20 protein-coding genes are annotated in these 19,777 nt (G+C 64.2%); 7 read left to right on the forward strand and 13 right to left on the reverse strand.

The features are described from left to right. Positions 1–140: 140 nt before the first annotated feature. Positions 141–377, forward strand: a complete 237-nt coding sequence (locus VPH40_RS10615; RefSeq protein WP_328573423.1) for a hypothetical protein — start codon at positions 141–143, stop codon at positions 375–377. Here the strand turns inward: VPH40_RS10615 and VPH40_RS10620 are convergent. Genes VPH40_RS10620 through VPH40_RS10635 form a run of 4 tightly spaced genes read right to left on the reverse strand, consistent with a single transcriptional unit; the run spans position 374 to position 5,058 of the window. Then, entirely contained in the window at positions 374–1,381 is a 1,008-nt protein-coding gene (locus VPH40_RS10620) for a Csu type fimbrial protein (RefSeq protein WP_305060639.1), read from the reverse strand. The two genes, VPH40_RS10615 and VPH40_RS10620, sit on opposite strands and share 4 nt — an antisense overlap. After that, positions 1,381–3,729, reverse strand: a complete 2,349-nt coding sequence (locus VPH40_RS10625) for a fimbria/pilus outer membrane usher protein (RefSeq protein ID WP_328573424.1) — start codon at positions 3,727–3,729, stop codon at positions 1,381–1,383. The genes VPH40_RS10620 and VPH40_RS10625 overlap by 1 nt, the downstream gene beginning before the upstream one ends. Before the next feature lie 57 nt (positions 3,730–3,786). Continuing rightward, positions 3,787–4,515, reverse strand: a complete 729-nt coding sequence (locus tag VPH40_RS10630) for a fimbrial biogenesis chaperone (RefSeq protein WP_328573425.1) — start codon at positions 4,513–4,515, stop codon at positions 3,787–3,789. 12 nt (positions 4,516–4,527) lie between these two features. Next, complete coding sequence (locus VPH40_RS10635) at positions 4,528–5,058, reverse strand: Csu type fimbrial protein (RefSeq protein WP_099665656.1); 531 nt, start codon at positions 5,056–5,058, stop codon at positions 4,528–4,530. 349 nt (positions 5,059–5,407) lie between these two features. On the opposite strand from VPH40_RS10635, the gene VPH40_RS10640 reads away from it, so the two are divergent. Then, complete coding sequence (locus tag VPH40_RS10640) at positions 5,408–6,211, forward strand: response regulator transcription factor (protein ID WP_099665657.1); 804 nt, start codon at positions 5,408–5,410, stop codon at positions 6,209–6,211. Here VPH40_RS10640 and VPH40_RS10645 read toward each other — a convergent pair. Continuing rightward, positions 6,208–8,775: a TonB-dependent receptor gene (locus tag VPH40_RS10645; protein WP_328573426.1), complete on the reverse strand. Its 2,568-nt coding sequence runs from the start codon at positions 8,773–8,775 to the stop codon at positions 6,208–6,210. The two genes, VPH40_RS10640 and VPH40_RS10645, sit on opposite strands and share 4 nt — an antisense overlap. Before the next feature lie 332 nt (positions 8,776–9,107). Further along, positions 9,108–9,698 carry a nicotinamide riboside transporter PnuC gene (gene pnuC / locus VPH40_RS10650; protein ID WP_099665658.1) on the reverse strand — a complete coding sequence of 197 codons (591 nt, stop codon included), beginning with the start codon at positions 9,696–9,698 and terminating at the stop codon, positions 9,108–9,110. 252 nt (positions 9,699–9,950) lie between these two features. Here pnuC and VPH40_RS10655 point away from each other — a divergent pair, with 252 nt between their 5' ends. Continuing rightward, the gene (locus VPH40_RS10655; RefSeq protein WP_289899474.1) at positions 9,951–10,682 is read left to right on the forward strand and encodes a substrate-binding periplasmic protein; all 732 of its coding nucleotides are present in this window, start codon (positions 9,951–9,953) and stop codon (positions 10,680–10,682) included. Between the two features lie 6 nt (positions 10,683–10,688). Here the strand turns inward: VPH40_RS10655 and VPH40_RS10660 are convergent, their stop codons facing one another. Then, complete coding sequence (locus VPH40_RS10660; RefSeq protein ID WP_289899475.1) at positions 10,689–11,390, reverse strand: isochorismatase family protein; 702 nt, start codon at positions 11,388–11,390, stop codon at positions 10,689–10,691. A gap of 53 nt (positions 11,391–11,443) precedes the next feature. Next, positions 11,444–12,310 (reverse strand): pirin family protein, encoded by an 867-nt coding sequence (locus tag VPH40_RS10665; protein WP_328573427.1) that lies wholly within the window; start codon positions 12,308–12,310, stop codon positions 11,444–11,446. A gap of 119 nt (positions 12,311–12,429) precedes the next feature. On the opposite strand from VPH40_RS10665, the gene VPH40_RS10670 reads away from it, so the two are divergent. Both VPH40_RS10670 and VPH40_RS10675 read left to right on the forward strand, forming a co-directional pair. After that, positions 12,430–13,335, forward strand: a complete 906-nt coding sequence (locus VPH40_RS10670; protein ID WP_305060631.1) for a LysR family transcriptional regulator — start codon at positions 12,430–12,432, stop codon at positions 13,333–13,335. A gap of 46 nt (positions 13,336–13,381) precedes the next feature. Continuing rightward, a complete protein-coding gene (locus VPH40_RS10675) occupies positions 13,382–14,185 on the forward strand; it encodes a metallophosphoesterase family protein (RefSeq protein WP_328573428.1) in 804 nt (267 codons plus the stop codon). Here the strand turns inward: VPH40_RS10675 and VPH40_RS10680 are convergent. Beyond that, a complete protein-coding gene (locus tag VPH40_RS10680; RefSeq protein WP_328573429.1) occupies positions 14,182–14,355 on the reverse strand; it encodes a hypothetical protein in 174 nt (57 codons plus the stop codon). The two genes, VPH40_RS10675 and VPH40_RS10680, sit on opposite strands and share 4 nt — an antisense overlap. 265 nt (positions 14,356–14,620) lie before the next feature. Beyond that, positions 14,621–15,577, reverse strand: a complete 957-nt coding sequence (gene bla, locus VPH40_RS10685; protein WP_328573430.1) for a subclass B3 metallo-beta-lactamase — start codon at positions 15,575–15,577, stop codon at positions 14,621–14,623. An 86-nt stretch (positions 15,578–15,663) separates the two neighbouring features. On the opposite strand from bla, the gene VPH40_RS10690 reads away from it, so the two are divergent. Next, complete coding sequence (locus VPH40_RS10690; protein ID WP_328573431.1) at positions 15,664–16,521, forward strand: metallophosphoesterase family protein; 858 nt, start codon at positions 15,664–15,666, stop codon at positions 16,519–16,521. Here VPH40_RS10690 and VPH40_RS10695 read toward each other — a convergent pair. Next, entirely contained in the window at positions 16,518–17,045 is a 528-nt protein-coding gene (locus tag VPH40_RS10695; RefSeq protein ID WP_328573432.1) for a dihydrofolate reductase family protein, read from the reverse strand. The two genes, VPH40_RS10690 and VPH40_RS10695, sit on opposite strands and share 4 nt — an antisense overlap. Positions 17,046–17,086: 41 nt before the next feature. Between VPH40_RS10695 and VPH40_RS10700 the strand changes: the two genes are divergently transcribed. Continuing rightward, positions 17,087–17,686 carry a TetR/AcrR family transcriptional regulator gene (locus VPH40_RS10700; RefSeq protein WP_328573433.1) on the forward strand — a complete coding sequence of 200 codons (600 nt, stop codon included), beginning with the start codon at positions 17,087–17,089 and terminating at the stop codon, positions 17,684–17,686. Here the strand turns inward: VPH40_RS10700 and VPH40_RS10705 are convergent. Together VPH40_RS10705 and VPH40_RS10710 are read right to left on the reverse strand one after the other, a co-directional pair. Continuing rightward, complete coding sequence (locus VPH40_RS10705) at positions 17,683–18,462, reverse strand: enoyl-CoA hydratase (RefSeq protein WP_289919372.1); 780 nt, start codon at positions 18,460–18,462, stop codon at positions 17,683–17,685. The genes VPH40_RS10700 and VPH40_RS10705 overlap by 4 nt on opposite strands. A gap of 73 nt (positions 18,463–18,535) precedes the next feature. Next, positions 18,536–19,732 carry an acetyl-CoA C-acyltransferase gene (locus VPH40_RS10710; protein ID WP_035824191.1) on the reverse strand — a complete coding sequence of 399 codons (1,197 nt, stop codon included), beginning with the start codon at positions 19,730–19,732 and terminating at the stop codon, positions 18,536–18,538. Positions 19,733–19,777 lie beyond the last annotated feature (45 nt).

Below are 19,777 nucleotides of genomic sequence, written 5' to 3' on the forward strand. Positions count from 1 at the left end.
AAATACGCACAAACTCACACTTTTCTTGTTCCAGTACAATCATGGCTCGTTCTGTCCCCCTCAACCCGGTACGAAAAACGGTGTCAGCCTTGCCATGCGGCGTCGCTGACCACGCCCGTTTTTCGCCAGATGTATCCAAGATGACTCCTTTGAAGCTTGCCGTACTGCCAGCCCTGTTTGCCCTTGCCGTTTGCCAGACCACCACCGCCGGTACCGTCTCTTCCGCATCGTTCCAGGCCACCTTCGTCGTCCACGATGCGTGCACCATCGTCTCGCAGCGCGGCAGCGCCCAGGTGCGCTGCCAGCACAACACGCCCTATTTTCTGCACCAGCAGGCAACGTCATCGGGCGCCGGCCTCGTCACCGTCACGTTCTAAAAATAAATCGTTGCCGTCACCGTGTCCTTGTAATCGCCAGGGCGCGGCGACACCTGCGCCGGCACCCGGCCGTAGATCGTCAGCGGCACGCTGGCGCCCGTTCCCGTCCCCGTCACCATGCTCGTGCCTGCCGTGCCATCGCCCCATGGCGCACCATCGAGGGTGGCGGACAGCAAATAGCTGACCTTGTCCGTGGTCACCGTGTTCTTCATTTGCCGGTTGGCCACATTGGCCGCCACGCTGCCGCCGTTCAGGGCAATCTGGTAGGCATTGTTATTGACGCAGCGCACCGACAAGGTGCTGGTGCTGCGCAGATTGCCCGTCAGGATGGAGGCGTTCGCAAACGCCATCGGCGTGGCCGTGATGGTGCAATCGTTGACAGCCGTGGCATTCACCGTGAAACCGAAGCTGCCGCTGGTAGCCGTGCAACCCTGCAAGTTGACGAGGCCATACGTGGTGTAGGTGTAGGTGCCGACGCCGGCAAAGCTCGACGTATAGACGGTATTGGCGTTGGCGACCGTGGGCACGGCGGCCAGGGCGGTGCCGGCAGGAATCTTCGCGTACACGGTAAAGGTGGTGGAATACGTGCCGGGCGGGGCCAGCAAGCCGGCCGACAGGATCATGCCGAAGGTCGACGGCGCGCCCGCCACGCCGGCGCCGCCCCAGATCTTCGCCGTCGCATACGAATTGTCCACGTACACGTTGTACTCCATGCGGTTGCTGCCATTGCCCAGCTTGCGCGGCAGGGCCGACGTGGAATTCGTGCCCAGCCCCAGCGAAATGCACACTTGCGCATTGGGCGTGAGCAATTGCCCCAGGTTCAGCGACGAAAACAGGCAGCTGAAGGTCCCCGTGGCCTGCGCCACGTGATCGGTGCCGGAAATCGGGCTGACGGTGCCGAAATCGATATTCGTCACGCTGACCGTGCAGGTGTCGGCCGCCTGCGCCACGCCGCCCCAGGCGCAGCCCAGCAGCAGGGTCAGCCATAGCAACAGGCGGCGCATCAGCGGCCTGCCCCGGCGCTGGCAGCGGCGCAGCGCAACGGCCCGATCACGGGCAAGCCGCCCGCGGCCGGACGCACATAGGCAAAACGCAGCGTGCATGCGCTGTCGCCCTCGCCGACTTGCAACTCGTTTTGTTCGAGCAGGTCGTCGACGAAAACGATGCCGTCGAATCCCACCACCGTCTGCTTGCCGCTTTGCACGTGCAACACGGGCAAGCCCGTGGTCAGCGCCTTGCCCTGCGCATCCTGGACGATGACGGTGGCCGCGCTGTAGCGCTCGATGGGAAAGGCCGCCAGCACGCCCGCCAGGTATTGCGGCACGACATTGATATTACTCACAGGCACCCGCGCATCAACATCAAGCTCATCCGTGGCGATGCTGATCTGGTTATTGCCATAGGGATTCAAATTCGGCACCAGCAGATAGCCGCCCCTGCCCGTCACGCCGATCTGGCGGTTTTCATGCAGCACAGGAATATTACCCACGCCGCCCGTGGAGACCAGCGCAAAACCGTTGCCCACCTGGCGCGCCGCCTCGATATGGCCATCCATCAGCACCAGCGCGCCGGCCGCGCCCAGCGAAGAGGCACTGCCCATGCTGCTGCTTTGCGTGCGCGCGCTCACGCGGCCGTCGTTGCCCAGGTATTCCACTTGCGCCTGCCGGTAGGCATTGCTGCCCGCCGTGCCAGCCTGCACGCTCCAGCCGAAGCCGCCGCCAAAGTCCGCCGCGCGCTGCGCACTGACGCTGCGGCCGCTCTCGCCGTTTTGCCGGCTGCTGTTCACGCTGAGGGCCAGATTGTTGTCGAAGGCCATGCTCAAGCCAAAGTAAAAGCCCCGCTTCTCGCGTTGCCGCAAGTCCTGGAACAGGCTGGCGTTGAAGAACAGGCCATGAAACAGGGTGGCCGAATAGCCCACGGTGGCCAGTTTCGATGGCGGCGCGCCAGGCGTGCGGTAGCTGATATAGCTGCTGCTGATACTGCTTCCTGCAGGCAATGGCAAGCTGACGGTGAGGCGATCGGCCGCGCGCACCACGGCGCTGCCGTCGCGCGAGGCCAGGTCGCCAAAGCCGGCGCTGGCGCGCACGCTTTGCACATCGACACTGAAACGCGGCCCCATGTATTGATAGCCGGCACCCAGCTGCGCACCACGGCTGCGGCCGGCGCTGGCCGACAGCGAACCGCTCAGCACGCCCGCCTGGCCCAGCCGCACCAGCGCGCCCGCCCCCGCCTGATACAGGCCGGCGGCCAGTTCCGCATGGCCTTCGAGGGTGAAGCTGTCGCTGACGCCGTGGCGGCCGGAAGCGCTGGCAACCAGTTGCCGCTCATAGCCGAACAGGCGACGGCCATAGTCGCGCCGCACGGCGCCCGCCTCGACCGAGTAATCGCTCAAGCCGCTGGCCAGCATGCGCGTATCGACATACAGGGGCAGCACGGTCGTCACGCTGCGCCCCAGCGCATCGCGCGTGATAATGGTGGCTTGCCCTGCGCCATTGATGCCGGCCACCTGGTTCAGCACAAATGGCCCGCTGGGCACGCTGGCAGCATATTGCTGCACGCCATTGACATACAGGCTCAGCGACGAAGGCACGAGCGCCGTGCCATCGACGGAAGCGACGGGAAAGGTCAGCAGGTCGGGGCGCAGCTGGAAATTCTTGCGCCACTGCACGCCGCCGACGCGCACGGCGCGGCTCCAGCTCAGCGACGAAGAAATAAGGTCGCCCACTTGCCACGTTTGCAAGGTGTCGGGGTCGGCGTGGCTCCAGAAGGTGTCAAAGCGCATGTACTTGCGCTGGTCCGACCCCAGGTTCACGGTGCCGGTATTGCTGAAGACCCCGCTGTCATTGAAGTAGCGCAAGTCGTTGAAGATGGCGGCGCGGCGCGTCCGGCCCAGTTCCGCATAGGCTTCGTAATTGAGGACGGCACCGGGCGTGACCGTCGATGGCGGCGTCTGCGCCGCCGTGCGCGCGCTGATGCGGTAAGGCGAGCGCAAGTCGTCCGCCACCCGCAGCGACACGCTCTGGCGCGCCGCATCATATTCATAGCTGAGTCCGGGAATCGCGTCCAGCGCCACCTCGGTCTGACCGGGTGCGACCAGGCGCGCGGGGTCCAGCCCCAGCTGCTGCAAGTTCGCCACACTGCTGCGCAAGCCTTTGCCCACCTGGGTAAAGCGCAAGATCAGCCCGGTTGATTCAGCATTCACAGTGACCTCCAGATACAGTTCATTCGGCGCCGCCGGATCGCTGGGCAAGCTGGCAGGACCCGGATCGGCGCCCGTCAGGCCCGCCGTGCCATCGGCCCTGGCCAGCGGCGCCATGACCAGCAACAGCCACGCTGCCAGTGCGCGTTTCATGGTGTGGCCGCTTGCGCCCGGGGCGCGCAGCAGGCCGCCCCGTCATGGCAGCCATGTTCAAGGTGTCGAAGTCTTGGCAATGAGTGCCTTGGCATTCACATTTACCGCAATACTCAACGGCCCATCCAGTTCGGCCTCCCTGGCAACGGGCAGGCGCCAGACGCGCATGCGTGCCGCCAGGACATAACCAAACAGCCCCTTGCTGATGACAAACTCCTTGCCCGCCGGGTTCGTCAACGTCATCGCACCGATCTGCGCATGGAAATTGCCGCTGTTCTTGATGCGCAACATCCACTCGCCCTGTTCGCGGAAAACTTGCCAGTCAAGCACTTCCTTGCCCGGCGCCCCGGCCGGCAGCACGAACACGGGCACCGAGTAGCGCAGGCGGATATCGACGCCGCTGCGGCCCGCCTCATCCTCGCGGCTGACTTCATCGATGAGCACGCGATACGTCTTTTCCTGCGCGACAGGACCAGCCTGGGCACGCACGAGGCGGATGGTCTGCCGGCTGTTGGCGGCGATTTCGACGATCGGCGGACTGGCCACCAGTTCCTGTGTCGGCGCCAGCGTTTCCTCGCCATCGCGCTGATCCCAGACGAATACCCGCACTTGCCCGTAGATGGGCTGGTCACCGAGGTTTTGCAGGGTGAGGCCGGCCGCATTCTGCGCCGCGCGCAAATTGAGCGTCACCGGCGAAATCTGCAGGCTGGCACCGTGCGCGCCCGCGGCGCAGCAAGCCAGCAGCGCCAGCACGCATTTCATCAGGGAAACAACACCGGCCTTCACGCGGCGCCTGGCTTAAAAGTAAACGGTGGCCGTGATGGTCGACTTGTAGGTATCGGGCGCCGGTGTCGCCTGCGGCGGAATATTGCCGTACACCGTGATCGGCTGCGAGGAGCCGTTGCCCGTGCCGCCGACGGTATTCGTGCCCTGGGTATCGCCCCACAAGGTGCTGCCGGCCGTCTGGTACAGATTGAATTGCACCGTCCCCAGGTTGCCGCCGGTACCGCTCAGGTAGCGCGTCGTGCCGGTCGAGCCGGTGCCCGTTCCCGCCGTCAAGCCCACGTTATACAGCGTGGTATTGGTGCAGGTGACATTCACGGTCGTATTGACGTTCACGGCAGTAGCCAGTACACCCTGACTTTGGCCAAAGTCGAGATTGGCCGCCGCGATGGTGCAATTGGCGATGATCTTCAGGGTGACGTCGAAGGTGGTGCTGGCGCTGCCATTCAGATACACGGCTGCGTCGGCGCCACGTGGCAGAAGCGCCGTGGCGGCAATAGCCACGCTGGCGGCAACGATAAGACGGGGGAAAATAACTCGCAACATGATACCTCCTGATGATGGAACATCATTAATGAGCCCGCCAATTTGAGGGGCGTCGAGGATAGTCACGGTATTGCCGGCGTTTTCTTGGGCACGCAAACCAGGACGACAAAATACAGGTGCCAGGAGTCAGGAACCCGGGGACTCCGGCACTTTTTGCAGCATTGGCAAAACAGATTTTTTAGCAATCGACATTGCTTAAAATCAATGCACGAATGAATTATTGGCGATCTGGGAAATCCGCGCTTCTTCTGGCGGAGAAACATCTTTTGAAACACGAGAAAAGCAGAAAAAAAAGAAAAAGCGAGGCATAATAAGCCACAACTTGCTATTTGGTTAAGTCATCCATGCCATGCCATTGACCAGCGAAACCATCAAAAAGAACATCTTGCTCGTGGACGATTCCGCGTTCGAGCAGCGCATGCTGATGGAGCTGCTCAGCGAGCAGCCCTATCGTTTCAGCATCGCGTTCAACGGCTACCAGGGCTACCAGCTGGCACTGGCCACGCATCCCGACCTGATCCTGCTCGATGTGCGCATGCCCGAGATGGATGGCTACACGGCGTGCCGTTTGCTCAAGGCCAATCCCGAAACGGAACAGATACCCGTGATCTTCCTCAGCGGCGCAGATGCCGCCAAGGAACGCATCATGGGCTTGCAGGTGGGGGGCGTGGACTACATTTCGAAGCCATTTACACCGGAAGAACTGGCCGCGCGCATCCATATCCACCTGGGATTGATGCGTAAAAGCAACAGTACCCTGCCGGCGACGACGCCGATCAGCGACAAGCTGCAGCATCCCGACCTGGTCTTCGTTAATGCCGTTAAGCAACTTATTCTCGACAACCTGGGCAGCCTGCCGAACCTGTCCGAAATCGCCCGCAGCGTCGGCACCTACCGCGAAAAGCTGACTCTGATGTTCCGCGAGCAGACGGGCATGACGGTCTTCGCCTTCATCCGCGAAGCGCGCATTGCCCGCGGCGTGGAATTGCTGCAGCAGACGGACATCGACGTGCAGGATATCGCCCTGCTGATCGGTTTTCACAACGCGGGCAACTTCGCCACGGCCTTTCGCGAACGCATGGGCGTGCCCCCCAGCGCCTACCGCCAGCGCCTGCAGGAGCAGACGAGCCAGCGGCAGGCGGCGGGCGGCTAGAACTTGTAGTTCAGCTTGAGCGCCGCAACGCGTCCGCGCGGGTCGGCCTGGGTAAAGTCAAAGCCGGTGGAGGCATAGTCCCAGGGCGCGCGCTTGTTGGCCAGGTTTTGCACGATGAAGGTGACGTTCGCCTGTGGCGTCACCTGCCAGCTGCTGGTCGCGTCAAAGGTGCTGAAGGCGGCCACCGATTCATCGAGGTGCGTCTCCTGCGCATAGCTGCCCACATAGTTCCAGGTCAGGGTCGACGACCATTTGCCCTGTTCCCAGGTGGCCGACGTGACGCCGCGCCACTTCGGAATGGAACCGAAGTGATTGGTGCCGGCGCCATTGGTCAGCGGCGCGCCATCGGACAGCGGCTCGGCAAAGCGCAGCACGCGGCTCAGCTGGCCTGCCAGGGTCAGCTTGCCCCAGTCCTTGTCGACAAAGCGCTGGCGCAGGTCGATATCGATGCCCGACACTTCGCGCTGTCCCTGGTTGCGGAACTGGCGGTACAGGGTCGTGATGCGTCCATCGGCACCGCGCGTGATCTGTTGCGGCGCAGTATTTTCATTCTCGAGGATGGTGGTGGCGCTGGCCGTGCCGATCACGCCATCCTGCTTGATGCGGTAGTAATCGAGGCCGATGCTCGAGCTGCTGGTGGGCGACACCACCACGCCCAGGTTCAGGTTTTTCGAGCGCTCGGGGCGCAGGTTCGGATTGGCGATCGTCATCACCGTCACGCCGCGCGCCTGCGTCGGCGTCAGCGGATCGCGGGCATCGATCACGCTGGTATAGCTGACGGCCGTGCTGTCGGTGATTTCCGGCAGCGACGGCGCGCGGAAGGCGCGTGAAACGGTGCCGCGCAGCAACAACCATGGCGCCGCCTGGTAGCGCGCGCTGGCTTTCGGCGAAAAAGCATTGCCGAAGTCGCTGTAATGGTCGGCGCGGCCGGCCACGTTGACGGACAGATCCTTCACGACGGGCACGTTGAATTCGGCGAACAGGGCCGACACATTGCGCGAGCCGTTGATGATATTGAGCGCGGGGCGCAGTTCCGTACCCGACAGCACGGCCGTCGAAGTTTGCGAATCCATCTTTTCGCGGCGCCATTGAGCGCCGGCGGCAAAGCCCAGCGGGCCCGCGGGCAAGGCCCAGATATCCTTGGCCGCCGAGAAGTCGAGCGTGTCGAGCGTCGATTCGGCCGGGCGCAGGGTCGACAGGCGCAGGCGGTTGCGCACCGCTTCGCTGTTTTGCGATTGATCAAAGAAATTGTAGCTGCCTTCGGCCAGCACTTTCTGGAATTCGTAGCGGTTGACGAAGTTCTGCACCGTTTCCTCCAGCTTGCTGCTGGAATGGGCCACGGCCGTATCCCAGTCCCAGCCCGCCCAAGTGCCCTTGGCGCCGGCCAGCGCGCGGTAGAAGGTGACGCGGTCCTGCTTCAGGCGCGGCCCCAGGTCGAACAGGGTAGCCGTGAAGGGCAAGGGCGTCGTGCCCGGATTGTTCGGGTGCCCCACGGGCAGCACCACGGGGATGGTGTCGAGCAGCTTGGTGCTGTTGTTCCACACGCGCGTGGCGTTATTCACGCTCAACGGCGCGCTGAAGGTCTGGTCGGCGCGCGAATAACTGTGCAGCAGGTCGACATAGGCTTCCGTGTCCGCGTTCAGCTTGAGGGTGCCGCGCAGCGACGAGTGGATGCGCTGGATGCCCGGAATCAGCGTTTTATACGGCGCCGGATTGTAGGCCAGCACCTGGCCGCTGCGATCGGGATTGATATCGTTGTACGGCACCAGTTGCAGCGGGCCGCGCACGCCGCCCAGGGTCTGCGTGGGATCGTTGCCCGCGTAATTCGTGACAGCCCAGCCCAGGCTGCCGCGCTGCTGCTGGCGATAATCGGCATCGCGCAGCCATGCCACGTCGCTTTGCTGCAGCTTGTCGCGCTGCTGCGCGTCGACCGAGAAGACCACGCTGTAGCCATCTTCCTCGAGCTTGCCGAAACCCGTTTGCAGCGCCGCGCTCTTTTCATGCTGGCCCGTGCCTTGCGTCGAGCCGCCCCATTGCGCCGTGATGTCCGTGCCCGTGAATTCCTTGTACAGGATGATGTTGACCACGCCGGCCACGGCGTCGGAGCCGTACACGGACGAGGCGCCATCCTTGAGCACCTCGATGCGCTGCACGGCCGCCATCGGCAGGCTGTTCAGGTCGACGAAGGTCTGCTGCAAATCCTGCGCCGTGGCATAGCTGGCCACGCGGCGGCCATTCACGAGGATCAGGGTGTTTTGCTGGCCGATGCCGCGCAGCGACAGGCCCGAGGTGCCGGCCGAGAAACTGCCCGTATATTGCTCGTTGTAGCTGTTGCCGCTGTTGGCGGAGATGGCGCGCAGTACGTCCGACACGCTGGTCTTGCCGCCGGCTTTCAATTCCTTGGCCGTGATGACCTGCACGGCGCTGGCGCCCTCCTTTTCGCTGACGCGGATGTTCGATCCGGTGACATTCACGCGCAGCATGTCGTCCTCGGCATGGGCAAGAGTGGTGACAGCGGGAAAGGCGGCGGCGATGGCAAGACTGATGGCGAGTGGTTTGAACATGGTTTCCTCTTATTGGGATTGCAGCCTTTTTCCGATAAAAAAGGCCGAGCAGGGGCACGCGGACCGGGTGGGCCAGCGGGCAAACGACAACGAAATGGATGGAGTGACTTAGGGGATGCGTGGACGGGCACGCATCGGCATCCACTGCGCCATGCATTGCATGGTCAGTTGATAACAAGTAGCGTAAAAACTGGCAGAAGGGGTAGAACGCAACATAAAAGACACCGGTAAGCGGGGAAAGGCCACTATATCCCGGCGTCTTTATCGCGTGAACGAATTAAAAATTGATTGTATATACGATTTGAATCTAAGGACTTGTCGTTTGACAACATTCAAGCATCGGCATGCGCCACTGGCGCCAGCGCCGCGCGGCGCGCCTGCACGCTCCACCAGTACCAGGAAACCACGGCATTGACCCAGTAAGCGGCATACAGCACAGCCGTCAGGTGCAGGCCGCGGCTGTAGTACAGCGGCACGGCCACGGTGTTGACCAGCAGCCAGAAAGCCCAGGTTTCAATGCGCCGGCTCATCAGCAGGAATTGCGCGATGATGCTAAATACCAACACTGCCGAATCGATGAACGGCGCGTAGGCATTCGTAAAGCGGTGCAGCAGCATGCCGTAGATCACCACGGAGGCGATGCCGGCCGGCACCACCCACGCCAGGCTGCGCCAGCCCGTGCGCGTGATCGGCAACGGCTTGCCGCCGGCGCCACGCCGCCATTGCAGCCAGCCGATGACGCAGGTGACGATGAAAAACAGTTGCAGCATCACATCGGCATACAGGTTGACCTGGAAAAACAGCACGGCAAACAGCACGCAGCCGACCATGCCGATCCACCAGGAATGAATATTATTGCGTCCGGCCAGGATGATGGAGGCAGTCATCAGTACATTGGCGGCGATCTCGAGCGGGGCAGTCAAGCGGTCTTCCTTTGCGGGGCAGTGGTGGCACCGCGCCACTATAGCCGATTACACTGCACGGTGTTCGCCGCGCCGGAGGCGATTTCCATGGAGGAAAGCGGCAAAAACCGCGCAAACATCGAGGAAATGCGAACCAGGCCCGCCTTCCGCAGCCTCAGCCCTTGACTTCCGCGGCCATTCTGGCAAATTGAATATCAAGTTGAAACTCCTGGAAACCTCCACATGCGCATGCGCCATCTCCTGTTTGCGGCAATGCTCGGCATAACTGCCCTGCCCGCCGTGGCTTGCCGCATGACGATGGCGCTGGAACAGTGGCCGCCATATATCTACCGCGATGCCCGGGGCCGCTTTACGGGCCTGGACCTGGAGTTGCTGCAAGCCATTTTCAAGGAAGCCCGGTGCACCCTCGTCACCTTGCCGGAATTGCCCACCGCACGGCGCCAGCTGCTGTTCCAGAAAGGGGGGCTGGACCTGATGCTGGCCGCGTCCGAGACGCCGGAACGCCAGTCCTATGCCCGCTTTTCCCTCTCGTATCGCGACGAAGCCGTGGGCCTCTTCAGCAAATCCGGCGCGCCCGCCGGCCACCGCCAGATCGCCAGCTTCGCGCAACTCATGCGCGGCAACTCGACCTTGCTGGCGCCCAAGGTGGGCTGGTATGGCGCGCAGTACGCGGCGGCCCGGCCGGCGCTGGAAAAGGCCGGCCGCCTGAATGCGTTCGGCAGCTTCCAGCAAGGCGTGCGCATGCTCGATGCGGGCCGCGCCGACCTGCTGCTGGGCGACGTGCTGGCCGTGCGCCACGAAGCGCGCCTGCAGGGCGTAGCCTTGCACACCCTGCCCTTCCTCATCCTGCGCGCCCCCGTGCACCTGATGCTCAATGCGCGCACGACCAGCGCCGACGACCTGGCGCGCCTGAACGCCGCCATCACGCGCCTGGAACAGCGCGGCGCGCTGGCGGCGATACGCAGCAGCTACGAAGCGCCGTAGCCGCGGTCAGCCCTTGCTGGCCGCTTCCAGGATTTCCAGCTTCGTTTCACGGCCATTCTTTTGCACGCCCTGCGCCTTGTCGTAGCTTTCGATCAGCGCGCGGTACGGCGGCACGATGTGGTCCGTCATGATGGCGGCAAACTCCATCGCATCGGCGCGGTTCCAGGTGCTCATCACTTCAGCCAGCACGGCATACGTGTCGATCGGCACGGCGCCCGCCTGCGTCACGCGCGCCATGGTGATATCGGTGGCCATCTTCGACCAGTTGCCCGAGGCGTCGATGATGGCAAACACCTTGTAGCCGGCCGCCAGCGCGCTGATGGTGGGAAACGCCATGCACACGCTGGTGAGCGTGCCGGCGATCAGCAGGGTCTTGCGGCCCGTCTTTTCGATGGCGTCGACCCAGGCCGGATTGTCCCAGGCATTGATCTGGCCCGTGCGCGGGATGTAGACGGCTTCCGGGTTGAAATGGTGGATTTCCGGGATCAGGGGGCCGTTCGGGCCGTCGGGTACGGAAGCGGTGGTAAAAGTCGGCATGTTGGCCAGGCGCGACAGCTTGGCCAGCGCCGTGACATGGCCGCGCAGCACGTGCTGCTCGATGTCGCGCACCAGTTGGAACAAGCCGCTCTGGTGGTCGATCAGCAGCATGACGGCGTCGTCGGGATCGATCATCGGCGGCAAACCGTTGAAATTGGCGGGGGTGCTCATGGTGGTCTCCTCAAAAAACCATGCCGCGGGATGCGGCATGAGTACTGCACACACTACTTCTCGATGCGGGCGAAGCGGCCGCTGTTAAAATCCTCGAACGCCTGCGCGATTTCCGCTTCGCTGTTCATGACGAAGGGGCCATGGCCGACGATGGGTTCGTCGATCGGCTCGCCGCTCAGCAGCAGCACCACGGCGTCGTTGTTCGCCTCGATGGTGATGCTGTCGCCATCGCGCTCGAACAGCGCCATCTGCGCTTCGCGTACCACGCTCTCGCCGTTGACCAGCACCGTGCCATGCAGGACGATCAGCGCCGTGCTCCAGCCTCGGGTCACGGGCAGCTGCGTCAGCTTGCCCTGGGCCAGGCGCAGGTCCCACACCTGCATCGGCGAGAACGTGCGGGCCGGGCCATGCTGGCCGTCGAAGTCGCCGGCGATCACGCGCACGGAACCGGCATCGTCCGGCAGCGCCACGACGGGAATGGTGTCGCTGGTGATGGCCTGGTAGCCGGGCGCCGTCATCTTGTTTTTCGCTGGCAGGTTCACCCACAGCTGCACCATTTCCAGGGTGCCGCCCGACTGCGTGAAGGCGGGCGAGTGAAATTCTTCATGCAGGATGCCGGCGCCGGCCGTCATCCATTGCACGTCGCCGGGACCGATCACGCCGCCCTGGCCCGTCGAATCGCGGTGCGCCACTTCGCCCTTGTAGACGATGGTCACCGTTTCAAAGCCGCGGTGCGGGTGCGAGCCGACGCCGGGCGGACGGGTGCCGGGCGCAAACTCGGCGGGGCCTGCATAGTCGAGCAGCAGGAATGGGCTCAGCTGCTTGCCATGGCCGTTATACGAAAACATCGAGCGCACGGGGAAACCGTCGCCGACCCAGTGCTGGCGGGGTGCGCTGTAGATACCTGTGACTGTGTTCATCTCGATCTCCTGTTGGGGTTTGCATTACGATGAAGACAGAATACGCTTGCAACGATGCAGGCGGTAGACGGTAAAATATGCCATCAGCGTTCTAAAAATAGAACGATCAAGGAGGCGGCATGCAGGATCTGAATGACTTGTATTACTTTGTGCAGGTGGTCGACCATGGCGGTTTCGCGCCGGCCGGGCGCGCGCTGGGCATGCCGAAATCCAAACTGAGCCGGCGCATCGCCCTGCTGGAAGAGCGCCTCGGCGCGCGCCTGCTGCAGCGCACGACGCGGCATTTTTCCGTCACCGACGTGGGCCAGACGTTTTATGAACATTGCAAGGCCATGCTGGTGGAAGCGGAGGCGGCACAGGAAGCCATCGAGCTGACGCGGGCCGCGCCGCGCGGCACGGTGCGCCTGTCCTGCCCCATCGCCCTGCTGCATACGCTGGTGGGTCCCATGCTGGCCGGTTTCATGCGCGCGCATCCGCAGGTGACCCTGCTGCTCGAAGCGAGCAACCGCCGCGTCGACCTGGTGGCCGAAGGCATCGACGTGGCCATCCGCGTGCGCCCGCCGCCGCTGCCCGACAGCGACCTGGTGCTGCGCGTGCTGGCCGAACGCAGCCAGTGCATGGTGGGCAGCCCGCTGCTGTTCGCCGGCGCGCCCGCGCCGCAGGCGCCGGCCGACCTGGCCGACTGGCCCAGCCTGGCCCTGGGCGTGCCGCAACAGCACTACCAGTGGGATTTGCATGGCCCGGACGGCGCACGCGCCCAGCTGCGCCACGTGCCGCGCTTCGTCACGGGCGACATGCTGACCTTGCGCGACGCGGCCGTGGCCGGCGTCGGCGTGGTACAGCTGCCGACCATGATGATCACCGAGCAGGTGGCCGATGGCAGCCTGCTGCCGCTGATGGAGCAGTGGCGGCCGCAGCGCGAAATCATCCACGCCGTGTTCCCGTCGCGGCGCGGCCTGCTGCCGGCCGTGCGCGCGCTGCTCGACTACCTGGCGCACGGCTTCGCCGCGCTGGAGGAAGAGTGAGGGTTTTCAGGTACGATGGCATACCCTCCCATCGCCTGGATGCCGCATGCGTTTATTGATCCTGTCGGACCTGCACCATGAGCTGTGGCGCGACGAAGCGCCGCAAGGCGACCTTGCGCTCAGCTGCCCCGATGCCGTCATCCTGGCCGGCGACATCGACACGGGCGCCCGCGCCGTCGCCTGGGCCGCCACCGCGTTTGCGGGGCTGCCGGTGCTGTACGTGCATGGCAACCACGAAGGCTATGGCCACCACCTCGACAAGGTGCGCCAGGAGCTGCGCAGCGCCTGCGCCGCCACGGACAACGTGCACTTCCTCGACTGCGGCACGCACGTCATCGCCGACCCGGCAGGCAACGCCGTGCGCTTCCTGGGCGCCACCCTGTGGACGGATTTCCGCCTGCTGGGCGACGACACGCGCCAGGCGGCCATGCGCGACGCGGAAGCCGTCATGAACGACTACAAGCGCATCCGCCTGGCCAACATGGGCTTTCGCAAGCTGCGCGCAGCCGACACGGCCATGTTCCACGCGCAGCAAAAAGCGTGGCTGGCACGCGAACTGGCGCAGCCTTTCGGCGGCAGCACCGTCGTCATCAGCCACATGGCGCCGTCGCTGCTCTCGGTCGACGATGCCTACGGCAGCGAAGGCTGTTCGCCCGCCTATGCCTCGCGCCTGGACGAACTGGCCGCGCAGGCGGACCTGTGGGTGCATGGCCACATCCACGCTTCGCGCGATTACCGCATCGGCCGCTGCCGCGTCGTCTCGAATCCCTGCGGCTACAAGACGCGCAGCGGCGCGCCGCAAAATCCCGCTTTTGATCCGAACTACATCGTCGAGCTGCCGGCCCGCTAATCGTCAGCTTTGCGGCGGCCCGCCAGCCATTGCTGCAGGCGGTGCTTGCCGGCCCGGCGCGCCGCGCGCGGCGACGCTACCGACTGGTGCGCGCCGGCGCCGCCGCGCAGCCTGGCGGCGGCCACCAGCGGATTGCGCGGCTTGGGCGTGGCTTTCACTTTGATTTTCATGGTATTTCCTTTCAATCCGGTCGTCCAAAACAAAAAACCCCGGCGAGTTTCCTCACCGGGGTTTGAAGGACACCGGCTCGGGATCGGCAATGCTGCCGATGGCCCCGAGCGTCATGCGCGGGGCTAGTGGTCGTACAATTTGCTGCCAGCCTGCTCGAACATGGGTTTCCTTTCCGTTATCTGGTTAATCTGCACTGCGGACGCTGATTCTGCGCCGTATGCTGCAGTGCGTCAACCGCTTTTCATGGCGCATGCGCCAACGTTGTTATTTTGTCGCAGCCTCGCCAGTCATGGCTTGTTCCTTGGCGATGCGGGCGTCGAGCTTCGCTTCATTTTTGGCAGCGTAGTTGCTGCACGCCTGCGCATCGATGAAAGGATTCGGCGTGACGCCTTCCAGCAGTTGCGTGAGCTTGCGGTCGCCGTCCGAGTGGTCGGGGTGCGCCGAGATCAGGATGTCGCACGGCAGCCTAGCGAAGTCCTGCATGACGCGGCGAAAGGCCGGCGTCAGGTCCGCATGGCGTTCATCGCCCAGGTAGTGAAAGTCGTCGGCAGCCACCGGCGTGAGGCTGGCGCCAAACACCACGTTCAGGCATTCCTGACGCTCCGCATCCTCGCACGACACCCAGGTCCAGCTGGTGCTGCCCGGCGTATGGCCAGGCGTATGGCGCGCCGTGATGGTCACGTCGCCCAGTTGCAGGGCTTCGCCATCGGCGATCTCGCGCACGTTGTCCACGGCCGGCATGGGATCGATTTCGCCCGCTTGCGGATCTGCGGCAAGCACCGCTCCCGCGCGCAGCGCCTCCGCTCCCAGCGGGCTGGCGATCACTTGCGCGCCGCTGTCGCGGGCCAAGGCGGCGATGCCGCCCGAATGATCGAAATGCGCTTCCGTACTCAGGATGAACTTGATGTCTTGCAGGCGAAAGCCCAGCTCGAGGATATGTTCCTTGATGGCGGCCACCGATTGCGGCAATGCACCATCGATGAGGATCAAGCCTTCGCGCGTGTCGATCAGCACCACGCTCAAGCCGCCCACGCCCACGTAATACGTGTCGCCGTGGATGCGCGCCGGTTGCTGCGGGCGGTTCCACTGCGCCGCATACGGCGAGGCGATCGGCTGCGTCAGGGGATCGACGGCGGGCGTGGCGGCATGCGCCGTCAACGGCAGCGCCATGGCGGCCAGCGCGATACTGAGCAAGGTCTTGGGAAGGAAGAAAGGCGGCATGCGGCTCCAGGAAGATAGGCAGTATGAATCAATGCCACAGGGTAACGTCGCTACCCTCGCGCGGTCAAGCAGACGGGCGTGGTGACTTGCGCTACGATAGAGGCCCATCGACTGCCGTGCGCCTTGCCGCGCCCACTGCCATGCGTTTGCTGATCCTGTCCGACCTGCACCTGGAAGTCTGGGGCGAAGACACGCCCGCCATCGACCTTGCCGCCTGCCGCCCCGACGTGGTGATCCTGGCCGGCGACATCGACACGGGCAGCAATGCCGTCGCCTGGGCCGCGCGCACCTTCGGCGCCCTGCCCGTGCTGTACGTGCACGGCAACCACGAAGGCTACGGCCACCAGCTCGAACGCATGCAGGACGCCGTGCGCGACGCCTGCGCCAGCGCGAATGCGCACGGCGCCAACATCCGCCTGCTCGACGGCGACGCCGTGGTACTGAACGGCGTGCGCTTCCTCGGCATCACGCTGTGGACGGATTTCCTGCTGTTCGGCGCGCAGCGCCGGGAAGAAGCGCTGAACGCGGCGCAAGCCTACATGCCCGACTACAAGCGCATCAGCACTGGCGGCGACACGCCCCGCCTGCTGTGCGCCAGCGACACGGCGCAGCTGCACGCGCAGCACCGCGCCTGGCTGGAGCGGCAACTGGCGCAACCGTTCGATGGCAAGACGGTCGTCATCACGCACATGGCGCCATCGATGCTGTCGGTGGAAGTGCAGTATGCAGACAACCTCGGTTCGCCCGCCTTCGCCTCGCAGCTGGACGCGCTGGTGGCACAGGCCGACCTGTGGGTGCATGGCCACATGCATGCCTCGCTCGACTACCGCATCCAGGACTGCCGCGTGGTCTGCAATCCCTGCGGCTACAAACGGCCGGACGGCACGCCCGAGAACGAACGTTTTGACACAGGCTTCATCGTCGAGCTGGCCAGCGCGGCTTAACGTTTTCCATAGCGCAGCTGCGCCACGCCGCTGGGCAGCTGGCGCGTGCCGTCCAGGCGCCAGTCGCTGCGCGGCAAGCCATCCTCGAACAGGCGCACGCCCCGGCCCAGCACCACGGGCAGCACGGACAAGGTGACACTGTCGACGACACCGTCGCGCAAGCCGGCGCGGATGACGGCGCCGCCATCGAGGTACACGTGGCGGCAGCCTTCCGCTGCCAGTCCCTGCAGCACTTCCCGCACGCTGCCTTCGCGGCGCTGCTCGCCATGGCGCGGCGCGAAGTCGCGGTGGCTCAAGACCACCACGCGCTTGCCCGCATACGGCCACGGCTCGAAGCCCAGCACGGCGTCATACGTGGTGCGGCCGATCAGCAGGGTATCGACTTGCTCCATCAATTGCGTGTAGCCGGTGGCCTCGGGCGAGTCGGGGGCCAGCTCGGCCAGCCAGGACAGGTCGCCGTTTTCCCCGGCGATGCAGCCATCGAGACTGATGCCGAGAAAAACGCTGACGAAAGGTTTTTGCATGAGTGTTCCTTGATTTAATTCTACAGTGTAGAATTATGCCCATGAAAATCCCAAAACTTCAAGCCATGGAATCTCCCGTGCGCCGAGCGGGTCGTCCGCGCAGTGCCCTGCCCGCACTGGACAACGCCAGCATCCTGCACGCGGCCCTGGCCCTGCTGGAAGAAAAAGGCGAGGCATTTTCCATGCGCGCACTGGCACAGAGCCTGGGCGTCGACGCCATGGCCCTGTATCACTACTACGCGGGAAAAGAGGAATTGTTGCTGGCCTTGATGGTGCAGCGTTTTGCCGCGCTCGATCCGCAGCAGCCGCCGTTTACGCGGCGCCAGACAGCGCCACGGCGGGTGCGGGCGCTGTGCGCCCTGTACCTGGAACTGGTCAGCACCACGCCGTATTTCGTGCGCCTGATGGCGCGCGGACTGGTGGAGCAAGCCGACGTGGCCGAGCGGTTTATGGCACTGTTCGAGCTGGCCGTCGACGGTCTCGCGCTGGACAAGAAAACCCGCTTGCGCGGGCGCGATGCGCTCGTCGATTTCCTGCACGGCTATGCGCTGGCGGGCAGGCCGGTGGACGAGACGCACTGGCACGCCTCGGTTTCCCTGATCCTGGCCGGCATGCAGGCCAGTGTTGAAACAAGCGCTTAATTGAACTGCTTGAAATCCGGCTTGCGCTTCTGGAAGAAGGCCGTAAACGCTTCCTTCGCCTCGGCGCCGCCCAGCATGGCGCTGAACAGTTTGTTTTCGTCGGCGATGGCCGCCTTCATCGGCTCCATGCGGCTTTGCTTCATCAGGCGCTTGGTGGCACGGATGGAGGCGGCCGGCAGGGCCACCAGCTTGGCAGCCTGGCCTTGCGCGAAGGTCATCAGCTCGTACAAGGGCACGACCTTCGACACGAGGCCCATTTCCAGCGCCTCGCTTGCCGGGAAGGACTCGCCCAGCATCAGCTTTTCCGCCGCGCGCGGGTAGCCGGCCAGTTGCGTGAGCAGCAGGCTGGAACCGAATTCCGGGCACAGGCCCAGCTGCGTGAACGGCATCGAGAAGCTGGCATTGTCGGCCGCGTAGACCAGGTCGCAATGCATCAACAAGGTCGTGCCGATGCCGATGGCCGGGCCGGAAACGGCCGCCACCACGGGCTTGCTGCTGCCGTACAGGGCGCGCATGAACTGGAACACGGGCCGGTCGTGGTCGAGCGAGCCATCCTTCGGGCGCGCTGTCTTCATGAAGTCATCGAGGTCGTTACCGGCCGTGAAAATCTCGCGCTTGCCGCAGATCAGGATGGCGCGCACGTCGTCGTCCGTCTCCGCCGCCACCAGCGCATCGGCCAGGGTCTGGTACATGGCGCCCGTGATCGCATTCTTGCGTTCCAGGCGGTTGAATTCCAGGGTCAGAATGCCCTCGCTCTTGCTGCACAAAATATCCATGTCGTCTCCAAAAAGATAAAGGGCGCCGGGGTAATCCCGCAGCGCCCTGTTTTATTGCTTTAGCCCGTCGAACTTAGACGCGCTCGAAGATACCTGCTGCGCCCATGCCGGCACCCACGCACATCGTGACCATGCCGTACTTCTGCTTGGTGCGCTGCAGCGCGTGGATCACGGTGGCTGCGCGGATGGCGCCGGTGGCGCCCAGCGGGTGGCCCAGGGCGATCGCGCCGCCCATCGGGTTGACTTTCGATGGATCCAGGCCCAGGTCGCCGATGACGGCCAGCGCCTGTGCGGCAAACGCTTCGTTCAGCTCGATCCAGTCCAGCTGGTCTTGCGTGATGCCGGCGGCGGCGCATGCTGCAGGAATGGCGAATTTCGGACCGATGCCCATGATTTCCGGCGGCACGCCGCGCACGGCGAACGAGGAGAATTTCGCCAGCGGGGTCAGATTATGCTCGCGCAAGATTTTTTCGCTGACGATCAGCAGCGCGCCGGCGCCGTCGGACATCTGCGAGCTGTTGGCGGCCGTGACGGAACCCTTGGCCGCGAAGACCGGTTTCAGTTTTGCCAGCGACTCCATCGACGAATCGGCGCGCGCGCCTTCGTCGGTGTCGACGGTGCGGCGCGTCACATCAACCTGGCCGGTAGCCAGGTTCGGCGTGCGCGTGATGATTTCCACGGGCGTCGTTTCGGCCTTGAAGAAACCGGCTTGCTGCGCGGCGATGGCGCGGCGGTGCGATTCGACGGAGAACGCGTCCTGCTGTTCGCGCGACACTTTCCATTGCTGCGCCACTTTTTCGGCTGTCAGGCCCATGCCGTAAGCCATGCCGATGTTCTCGTCGCTGAACATGTCGAGGTTCATCGACGGGTGGTGGCCCATCATCGGCACCATCGACATCGATTCGATACCGCCGGCGATCATCACGTCGGCTTCGCCCACGCGGATGCGGTCGGCCGCCATGGCGATGGCCGTGATGCCCGAAGCGCAGTAGCGGTTGACGGTGACGCCGCCCACGGTTTTCGGCAAGCCGGCCAGCAGTACCGAGTTACGCGCGATATTGAAGCCCTGCTCCGCTTCCGGGAACGAGCAGCCGATGATGGCGTCGGTGATCAACGCCGGGTCCAGGCCAGGCGCTTGCGCCAGGGCCGATTGCAGCACGCGCACCAGCAGGTCGTCCGGGCGGGTGTTTCTGAACATGCCGCGCGGCGCCTTGCCGATCGGGGTGCGGGTTGCAGAGACGATGTAGGCGTCTTGAAGTTGTTTGCTCATTTTATGCTTTCAAAGATGTTGAACGAGGTTCGTGTTCTGTCGAAT

The organism is Janthinobacterium sp. P210005, from assembly GCF_036231865.1.
Classification (GTDB): Bacteria; Pseudomonadota; Gammaproteobacteria; order Burkholderiales; family Burkholderiaceae_D; genus Janthinobacterium; species Janthinobacterium kumbetense.